The organism is Pseudoduganella sp. RAF53_2, assembly GCF_052113985.1.
Taxonomy (GTDB): domain Bacteria; phylum Pseudomonadota; class Gammaproteobacteria; order Burkholderiales; family Burkholderiaceae_D; genus Rugamonas.
In genome coordinates this window covers 1-1,660 of sequence record NZ_JBFRDW010000919.1, presented here as the reverse complement: position 1 = coordinate 1,660, position 1,660 = coordinate 1, and the positions used below count along the sequence as shown (strand labels likewise).

Sequence of the window (1,660 nt, the reverse complement as noted above, 5' to 3'; positions counted from 1 at the left end):
GGATGGATTGCTGGCGAAGACCAGGGGCGAACAGTCGCCGCTGGTGTCCGCGGCTTACCTGGGCTATCCAAATGTTGTGGCGGCGTTGCTCACGTCAAGCATTGTGAAAGACCACATCAACGATGCCGACGAGATGGGCCTAACGCCATGGATTGCGGCGAATTTCTCAATGAGGCAGAGCCTCTGGACCTGCAATCCTGCGATATTTTCCGATCCGTTCAGGTTTGTGCCGATGATGGTAACGCAACCGTACTACCTCGCCAATCCAACGCCGCCGTATCAAAGAACACGTGAGCTGTTGGAGCGGGCCGGTGCCGCCGCGGATATTAAGGCAGCAAAGGCATTGTGGATCAAGGTATGCAAGAATCAGACGTCCGAGACGAAAGCCATCGTATCAGCCGCCACCGATTTTCAGAGCACCGTCCAGGAGCTCGGTGCTGCCGATTTGACCGGCATGATGGCGAAGCTTCACGAGCAAGCGCAAGCAGCGCAGAAGAAACCATGAACCAGGCTAAGGAACGCGACGTAGCAGGCCTTGTGGCTGCATTCAATGCGGACCGCGAGGCCGAGCGCGTGACGATGAAGTACCGTCTGCTGGCGGACAATCCTTTTTCCTTCCTGCGCGGTACGTGCCATCTGTTTTATCAGGACTTCCCGAACGACGCGCGCCTGAACCAGGCGCCACCAGCCTGGATTTGCGGCGACCTGCATCTGGAGAATTTCGGAACGTACAAAGGCAACAACCGCCTGGCTTACTTTGATCTTAACGATTTTGATGAAGCCGTTCTGGCCCCGGCCAGTTGGGAGTTGAGCCGTTTTCTGGTCAGTGTGCTGGTGGCTGCCGACACTTTGAAAGTGCACCCACCCGAGGCCATCGCCCTGTGCCACTGCTTCCTCGATGCATACGTAGAGAATCTGGTTGAGGGCAAGCCGCGCTGGGTTGAACGCGCGACAGCGGAGGGGATGGTGCGCGACTTGCTGCGCGACCTCCGGTTGCGCGAGCGCCCAGCCTTCCTGGACCGCCGCACGGACATCAAGAAGGGTAGACGCAGGCTGCGTCTGGACGGGGTCAAAGCGCTGCCGGTCAACGATGCCGAGCGCGCGAAAGTGACGGATTTCATGGCCTCCTATTCAGGGAGCCAGGCGTCGCCTGAGTTCTTCCGCGTGCTGGACGTCGCTCGCCGCATCGCCGGCACCGGCAGCCTGGGGCTGGAGCGCTACGCGATCCTGGTGAGCGGACGTGGCGGCCTGGATGGCAATTTCCTGCTCGATCTGAAGCTCGCGCCGGGATCGGCCCTGGCGCCTTATGTGCCAACGAAGCAGCCTGCGTGGCCGACCGAGGCCGAGCGCGTGGTCGCGGTTCAAAAGCGCATGCAGGCGATTTCGCCCGCCTTTCTGTCGGCGGTGCCCATCGATGAGCGCTCCTATGTACTGAAGGAACTGCTGCCCCAGCAGGATCGCCTTTCGTTGAGCCAGTGGGGCGGAAAACTGCGGCGGCTCGAAAGCGTGATGCGGACCATGGGCGGGATCGTCGCCTGGGCGCATCTGCGTTCCGGCGGCCGGCAAGGCTCCGCCTGCGCGGACGAATGGATAGACTATGGCCGCCGCGCCTCGCAATGGCGCTCGACATTAATGGACTATGCTCAGTCCTATCATGAGC

Annotated in this window: 2 protein-coding genes; both read left to right on the top strand. The window is 60.8% G+C overall.

All coding sequences use genetic code 11. The features are described from left to right. On the top strand, nt 1-505 hold a 505-nt coding region (locus AB4Z11_RS31020), incomplete at its 5' end, for a hypothetical protein (protein ID WP_442029928.1). Next, nucleotides 502-1,660: DUF2252 domain-containing protein (locus AB4Z11_RS31015; RefSeq protein WP_442029926.1), on the top strand; the 1,159-nt coding region annotated here is incomplete at its 3' end. The genes AB4Z11_RS31020 and AB4Z11_RS31015, both read left to right, overlap by 4 nt.